We start from the raw sequence: 521 nt of genomic DNA, 5'->3' as shown, positions 1-521 counted from the left end.
AGCGCGGCGGCGTCGCCGAACGGCACCGACACGAAGCCCGGCGCAAACGGCCCAAAACCCTGCCGATATTGCGCCTCGGAGGAAAACCCGACAATCGTGGTGGTGCGGCCGGCAAAATTGCCGGCGCAGACGATGATCTGCGCCCGTTCCGGCGCCACGCCCTTGACTTCATACCCCCACTTGCGCGCCGCCTTCAGCGCCGTTTCCACGGCTTCCGCGCCGGTATTCATTGGCAGCGCGCGCGCCATGCCCGTCATTTCACACAGCCGCTGGAGGAACGGTCCCAATCGGTCGGTGTAATAGGCGCGCGATGTCACCGCCAGGGTTTGCGCCTGCGCCGTCAGCGCCGCCACCAGGCGCGGATGGCTGTGGCCGAAACTGGTGGCCGAATAGGCTGACATCATGTCCAGATAGCGTTTGCCATGGATGTCGGTCAGCCAGACGCCGGCGCCGCTGTGCAGCACGACCGGCAGGGGCGCATAGTTTTCTGCGCAGACCCTTTTTTCAAGGGCAATCAGGTT

General features: G+C 64.9%; 1 protein-coding gene. It reads right to left on the bottom strand.

From position 1 onward, the window contains the following. A partial coding sequence (locus tag JK635_RS29330; protein WP_498043901.1) for an aminotransferase class III-fold pyridoxal phosphate-dependent enzyme occupies window positions 1-521 on the bottom strand: 521 nt, incomplete at both ends.

The sequence above is a fragment of the Neobacillus paridis genome, from assembly GCF_016765675.1.
In the GTDB taxonomy this organism is placed as follows: domain Bacteria; phylum Bacillota; class Bacilli; order Bacillales; family Cytobacillaceae; genus Neobacillus; species Neobacillus paridis.
This window is presented reverse-complemented; position numbering and strand designations above follow the sequence as displayed.